The 6,493-nt window shown below is 50.5% G+C and carries 7 protein-coding genes; 2 read left to right on the top strand and 5 right to left on the bottom strand.

Features of this window, described 5'->3' with window-relative positions; translation table 11 throughout:
* Positions 1–272: 272 nt before the first annotated feature.
* The 5 genes from ACYVJM_RS31715 to ACYVJM_RS31735 form a co-directional block, all read right to left on the bottom strand.
* Positions 273–1,298, bottom strand: coding sequence for a rod shape-determining protein (locus ACYVJM_RS31715; protein WP_461152138.1), 1,026 nt, complete (start codon positions 1,296–1,298; stop codon positions 273–275).
* 29 nt (positions 1,299–1,327) lie between these two features.
* A complete protein-coding gene (locus tag ACYVJM_RS31720; RefSeq protein ID WP_461152139.1) occupies positions 1,328–1,999 on the bottom strand; it encodes a TetR/AcrR family transcriptional regulator in 672 nt (223 codons plus the stop codon).
* 656 nt (positions 2,000–2,655) lie between these two features.
* Positions 2,656–3,096, bottom strand: coding sequence for a LytR/AlgR family response regulator transcription factor (locus ACYVJM_RS31725; RefSeq protein WP_461152140.1), 441 nt, complete (start codon positions 3,094–3,096; stop codon positions 2,656–2,658).
* A gap of 235 nt (positions 3,097–3,331) precedes the next feature.
* Positions 3,332–4,192: a bestrophin-like domain gene (locus ACYVJM_RS31730; RefSeq protein ID WP_461152141.1), complete on the bottom strand. Its 861-nt coding sequence runs from the start codon at positions 4,190–4,192 to the stop codon at positions 3,332–3,334.
* Positions 4,193–4,476: 284 nt separating this feature from the next.
* Positions 4,477–5,262, bottom strand: a complete 786-nt coding sequence (locus tag ACYVJM_RS31735) for a hypothetical protein (protein WP_461152142.1) — start codon at positions 5,260–5,262, stop codon at positions 4,477–4,479.
* A gap of 382 nt (positions 5,263–5,644) precedes the next feature.
* Here ACYVJM_RS31735 and ACYVJM_RS31740 point away from each other — a divergent pair, with 382 nt between their 5' ends.
* Together ACYVJM_RS31740 and ACYVJM_RS31745 are read left to right on the top strand one after the other, a co-directional pair.
* On the top strand, positions 5,645–5,941 hold the full coding sequence (locus ACYVJM_RS31740) for a type II toxin-antitoxin system HigB family toxin (protein ID WP_461152143.1): 297 nt from the start codon (positions 5,645–5,647) through the stop codon (positions 5,939–5,941).
* Positions 5,942–5,954: 13 nt separating this feature from the next.
* Entirely contained in the window at positions 5,955–6,341 is a 387-nt protein-coding gene (locus ACYVJM_RS31745) for a helix-turn-helix domain-containing protein (RefSeq protein WP_461152144.1), read from the top strand.
* Positions 6,342–6,493 lie beyond the last annotated feature (152 nt).

Below are 6,493 nucleotides of genomic sequence, written 5' to 3' on the forward strand. Positions count from 1 at the left end.
GATATTTTTCGAGGTTTTGAGCTGCTTTTTCTTAACTGAGAAAGGGAACCGAAGGTAGAAAATCCGATCAGCCTGATTAGACAACCAAAAGTCAAGTTAGAAAGCAGAGTTGTGCAACAGCCACGAGGGTTTTATAAGACACTGGCTTTTCATTGTTATCACGCCCATACGGCACCAATAGTGAGGACCGCTGCTTCAGGGGTAGCCAATGGATTACCAGCTAATCTAACGGGCCAACTAAGAAAATTTAAGAAGCTTTACTTACCAGCGCCTCAGCGGATCAGCACCGCCTGGTAGCTATCCAGGTCCCGCATCATTTCACCCGTTCCTTTCACCACCGCTCGCAGGGGGTCTTCGGCTACCCGAACCGGCAACTGGGTGATGGCCCCCAGCCGCTGGGCAAGCCCGTGCAACTGAGCTCCCCCACCCGTTAACTGAATCCCATTCCGGTATAAATCGGCCGATAGCTCGGGAGGCGCTAACTCCAGCACTTTCAGGGTGGCTTCCTCAATTTTAGCAATGGATCGGTCCAGGCAGTGGGCCAGTTCGCCATAGGTGACCTTGATTTCCTTCGGGGTGCCCGTCATCAGGTCACGACCCCGAACGAAGTGGTCAGCCGGGGGAGAAAGTAAGTCCGATAGAGCCGAACCGATCTGCACTTTTAAGTCTTCGCCCGACCGTTCGCCAATCAACAGGTTATGTTCCCGACGAATGTAATCAACGATGTCCCGGGTAAAGGCATCCCCCGCCACCCGGATCGATTGATCACAGACGATGCCCGACAAGGCAAGGACAGCGATTTCAGTGGTCCCCCCGCCAATGTCAATGATCATCGTGCCATCGGGTTGCGTGATGTCGATCCCAATGCCCACGGCCGCCGCCAGGGGTTCGTAGACCATATAGACTTCTTTGGCCCCGGCATGCTCACAGGAGTCTCTCACCGCCCGCTTTTCCACTTCCGTGATGCCCGAGGGAACGCAAACCACCATCCGGTAAGCGGAAGCGAATTGGTTACGACGGCTGGGCAGCATCTTGATCATACCCCGGATCATCAATTCGGCAGCCGTAAAGTCGGCGATCACCCCATCCCGCAACGGGCGAATGGTTTTGATAAACTCGTTAGTCTTCTCATGCATTTGCCTGGCCAGGTGACCGACGGCCAGCACCTGACCGGTGCGTTTGTCGAGGGCGATGATGGAGGGCTCATCCAGCACAATTTGACCCTGGTCCATGATCAGGGTGTTGGCCGTTCCCAGGTCGATAGCCAAATCACGGGTTAACCCACCAAAAGGTCTCATAACAGCGTTCGTTTATCCTTCATTCGTTTTCAATGCCTGGGGTTACACCGGCTTACGGTTGGTTTCCAGGAAACATGGAGTATGTTAGCGTCAGCAGCCAATCGGGCCAGCCCCCGATAGATGAGACCAACCGCCTGTTCAACCCGCTGCCAGTCGGCCTCCCCCCGCAGATCCATCCCCAATACCGAGCGGTCCAATTCAGCCTGTATCGTTAGATAGGACAACCCGCCCAGGAGGACCGCCGACAGGGCGGCATAATCTCCGCCTTTCACCAGCGAAAAGGCCTCCACCAGCGTGCTGAGTTCTTGGTCGAGCCCTTCACTGACCGTGTCGCCGAGGGGGTCATGGGCTTGCACGGAAGCTTTCAGCAGCTGGCGGGCAGCGGCTGATAAGCGCAGTTGAGCAAACGAGTGCAGGGTAGTGGCCGACCAGTAGGCGGCTACATCCTTCTGGCGAGTGGCTCTAGGCGGCTTCACCAGTGCCGGGGTATTTGGAGGTAGAACCCGACCCGACTGTACATAGTGGCGAATGAGTCCCTCCAGGTTACCAAAATAACGGTAGATCAGGATTTTACTCACGGCCGCCTTTTGGGCCAGACGGGTCATGTTGACCCCGGCTAGCCCCTGTTGGGCCAGCAGTTCTTCCAGCGCGTTGAGAATGCGGTCAGTGGTGGCGGCACGGTTACGTTTGGTCTTTTCCAAATGGGTTGCTTAAGGGTACAAACAGGGACTGTTGAGGCGTCTGTGGTGGAAACCAGAATCGCTAAGCTAATCGGGTTAGGTCTGGACTGAGATAAAACCGCCTTATTGGTATCAACACGACCTACTGCCTTTTGTTACGCCACGGTTCAGGGCTACCTCTTCTGGGGTATGCCCGGGATGGTGTGGGAAAGCGGTTAAAATTGGCGGCTCGTTTGACGAAGTGGTTGACAGCCCGGTTTGACAAGCTGTCGAGTTATCGGCTTACCATACGTTTGTTTCCACGTTGCGTTTATGGCGAGTTGACGTCATTGACTTACCACAAGGGGCGTGTTGAACTACTCCCAATCGTCCCCATGAATGACTGATTGAGGAGACCAGGACAAACTAGCCTACCAGGGTGGCCCCAAAATTGCTGGCTCCAGACGATGGTAAAAACAGTCTCTTCAAGCAAGGCCTGAAAACCGCCCATTTAGCTGTTTGAGATAAGGGTGATGGTATTTTGCATATTAGTACTCAATATGTACCTTATTTTTTTGGTAAAGACGTATGTTTGTTCGATCCTGCTCTAGGCCACTCATGATTCCCCTTGCCCTCAACACCTTTCTTGAATGCCTTCGATCCAACGGTGCGGTCGGGTACACATCGTTTGACCAGGGTCAAATCGAATCGGACTGCCGAAGCGGTTTGTCCCTAAATCGGCGCATAAACAGTCTCCAGTCAAAGGTAGCCAGTTCAGTGGCCGACATGGCTTCAATCAATTGCTGGTGAATTCCGCTTCGGCGTCGTCGGGAGATGGGCAAAGAGCTTTCGCCAGTGGTCAGGTAGACTTTGGACCGCTCAGCCAGGATTTTGGATTTATCCACAAAGTGGTGATTGACCGCAAACTGCCGATGTAAACGGATAAACTGGGAAGGGGGTAACCTGGCCAATACACTTTTCATGGTATTGGGAAGAAGCAGGCGCAAGCCATCAGACCATACCAGCCAGGTGTAGTTGGCCGATCCTTCTAAAAAGACTAACTCGCTGACAGCTCGCCACTCATTAGTAGAACGTTGCTGAATACGAAGTAACGGCCAATTTTCAATACTACTGTTCATATAGGGTTAGACCGTAGTTTCTTCTTTTGGTTTAAGGGAGTAGTCAATCGCATGCTTACATAAGCAGGAAGTTGTGTGCTCCTCCTGCTAGTTTACCACTGGGACAGCAAGCGGGCCAAGTAAACGCCCGAATTTTGAGGCAACTTATGAAGATTTCATCGTCTCTGGCGGGGAGGAAAACTGTAAACTGATGATCTCTGAAAACGGGACTAATGACCCTAGTTTTGCTAAGTAGTTAGTGGTTCGTCTCAGTAGTCATCATTACTTTGGTCAAAACTAGCTCATAAGCCTGAGGGGAGACGCTTACCTCACCCCAGTACGGATGGTCTAGAGCTGCGATCAGAAAAATGAGTAAGCCAATCAGAGCCGCAAATAAGCTGACCAGCACCGCGTGAAGCCAGAAGGTTTTTACCACAAATAGGTAGCCGAACCATAACGTCAACAGTCCCCCTAGTAGGACCACGTACCAGATCACCCCCGGTACACTCCCACTGATAGATTCGGACCGCAACCGACGCAGTTCGACCACCGAATTAAAAGCCCGAACCGCTTCCTGATGAATAATCTTGCCCGTTTCGGTAGTCGGCTCAAAAGCCATCAAGGAGCCCTGAAAGCGAACCAGTTCAGCGGACTCCCCATTGTGGATCAAGCCTTGCCGTTGTAAGGGCCAGGACTGCTCAATGATGAACCGCGTGTAAGTACGTAACTGGGACTGCAACTCGATTCGCTCCGGAGGTGGGTAGCCCGCCAGGTCTCGGTAGAGCACGGCCAGACTAGCCGCTTCCTGAGACGCCAGCCCCGTGGCTTGGGTATAGTTATTCCAGGTAGCTACCGTTAACAAGCCCAGCAACAATCCATACAAGACAGTTACCCCCGAAAAGAACCAACCTACGGTTCCATTGTCAATCAGGGTAGCAAAAGTGCCTGCATTCAGCCTACGGTGGATCAGCAGTAGGCCTATCATAGCCAGACCAACGCAGCCACTAATGGTCAAAAAGGCAAACAGCCAGGTAGGCAAATTATAGAGCCAGATCATAAAGAGTCCGTTGTCGTCGACCGCATGGATGAGCGGGGACCCTATGGGAGGTTGAGTCATGGGATGATTCGAATGCCAAGCCGGTTCGGTCACCAGTACCCTGGATAGATACAACTGGGGATGGGGGATTGTTTGGGTTTCAAGTCCAGTCCGATCCTTTGCTGACTTAGCTGCTGCCGATCCTTTTTAACTACCTCTTAGTTGTATTTTTGCTATAAGCTGCGTTTACACCATCCTTTAATTGCTAATGGGACATCTCCGTCTTATGAGGGAGCGTTTACTGAGAAGTTTACGCTATTCTTACGATAGGGCGCTGGTTACCATAAGACTTAAGTACGCTTTTGTTAATTCAAATTTAGCCCCACCGTTATGCCCAACCAAGGCTTGTTCTGATAAATCCATAGTTTTCGGTTGCTGTCGGTAATCGACTCGATACCCACAGCCAGACCTGCCGAAAAGTTCGAGAAACTGAATGTAGTATTCACCCCGTAGTTCAGGCCCAGCGCCTGATAGTCGTCTTGCACCCGACCCAGTGTACTAAAAGAGGTGATGGTGGCGGGGGCAAAACACAAAAAGCCCCCCAACCCCACGCTAAAGGTGGAGATTTCTGAGCGCTGGTTGTGCCTAAAATAAACCGTTCGATAACGGCCCAGATCGTAGCGTTCGCCAACGTAGATGCCTACGTTCAGCTTGTCTTCCAGTTGCCCTGGCTGATTAGCCGTTTTAAACCGGTATTTGAAGGGTAGCGTAAATAAGTCAATGTCAACAGCCGTGGTCTGGTAGCGAAACCAGGGACTCTTCTCCTCGATCTTATTCAGCGATGGATTGTAATGCAAAAAAAACACCGCCAGCGAATCCGACTGATCAATCGTAGTGGGGTCGCCATCGGGCGGGGGCAGGGTTTGGGCTAAAAGCTCCGCGTAAAGCGTGTCAGCCCGTTCGTAGAGAGCTGCCTTAACAGGTTGAGACAGCATTTTCGCTTTTACACCGCCTTTTTTTGTGTACGAATACATCGTTTGATGGCGCGGAATCTGAAATATTTGATTGAGCGCAGTGGTATCGTTGCGCTGGCGGATGCTGGCACAAGAACAGGCTACCAACAGGGCCATCAAGTAAAGGGTGTTTTTCATCGTTGAATTGAAGTTCTACTCACAACCCAAAATTAGTCAGTTTGGCTAGATTGCTTTAGCTATTGACCTTCCGCTCCCCTATGCTCTATCCCTTCTCAACGGGCGAATGTCGTCCGTTATACGCTCGAGGTATGCTACGAATTGTGGTTGACAGGTATAAGAAGAGCCTTCCAACTAATTGCCCTTATCTTTCTACAAACACATGAAATTTTCTTCGTCTTGTACAAAAGCATTTTTACCCTTCTCTTGTCATTACCAGCATTATCCAAACGTAGAAGGTTTTAGAACGTTGATTCATTATATTGTTTTACAGAATTTGTAAGTTTATAGTTGATAATGTAATTTACAAACCGTATCTTTAGGTTGTATTAGGAAGATATCAATGGTCATTATCAGCAAAGCCATTCTTAACGAGTTCGGCCTTCAGCACACCGGAGCGGTTGTGGCTCTCAATGAATGGTACGCCATTGTTAAAGCCGCTGACTGGAAATCGCTGGTCGATGTCAAGCAAACATTCAACTCCGTCGATTATGTGGGCAACGACCACTACGTTTTTAACATAAAAGGCAATCATTACCGATTGATAGCGATGATTTTCTTTGACAAACGAACCCTGTTCATTCGTTTTATTGGCACTCATGCCCAGTATGACAAACTATCGGACTGCTCAACTATTTAATCCCTTTTCATCCATGCAACAGCCAACCACCTACGCCGACTATCAGCAACTGATGGCTCAGATTGAAACCCTTCTTCAAAAGGCGACAGCAGGCGGGGGCTTTGCTGCGTTGAGCCCCGACGAAGCCACCGAGCTGGCCAAGCTCTCAGAGTGGGCCGAAGCTTATGAAGATAGCATTCCTCTGATGCCTATCAAGGTCCCCCAATCCATCCCGGAAATGATCGAGTTCAAGATGTACGAGAAGAAGATGAAACAACGCGAGATGGCTCAACTGTTGGAGGTGCCCGAAACTCGTTTGTCGGAGATCCTGCGAGGCAAGCGCCGGGTCAACCTGGCCATGGCCAAGACTTTACGCACCAAATTGAAGATCGATGCTGACTTTATTTTGGAACATGTCTGAAATCACTTCTATCTCAATATAGGGAGCGTGGCTGTTGCACAACTCTGCTTCCAACATCGATTTTTCAGCGGCTGAATTGGCGAATGAGATTTTCTACCATTGTCTACCCTGCTTAGTTGAGAAAAAGCACGCCAAAGCCCAGAAAAGTGTCC

It is taken from the genome of Spirosoma pulveris, assembly GCF_054781875.1.

Excerpts from the sequence above, each read along its gene's own strand:
- ACYVJM_RS31715 (WP_461152138.1), bottom strand. The coding sequence starts at position 1,298 with ATGAGACCTTTTGGTGGGTTAACCCGTGATTTGGCTATCGACCTGGGA.
- ACYVJM_RS31725 (WP_461152140.1), bottom strand. The coding sequence starts at position 3,096 with ATGAACAGTAGTATTGAAAATTGGCCGTTACTTCGTATTCAGCAACGT.
- ACYVJM_RS31730 (WP_461152141.1), bottom strand. The coding sequence starts at position 4,192 with ATGACTCAACCTCCCATAGGGTCCCCGCTCATCCATGCGGTCGACGAC.
- ACYVJM_RS31735 (WP_461152142.1), bottom strand. The coding sequence starts at position 5,262 with ATGAAAAACACCCTTTACTTGATGGCCCTGTTGGTAGCCTGTTCTTGT.
- ACYVJM_RS31740 (WP_461152143.1), top strand. The coding sequence starts at position 5,645 with ATGGTCATTATCAGCAAAGCCATTCTTAACGAGTTCGGCCTTCAGCAC.
- ACYVJM_RS31745 (WP_461152144.1), top strand. The coding sequence starts at position 5,955 with ATGCAACAGCCAACCACCTACGCCGACTATCAGCAACTGATGGCTCAG.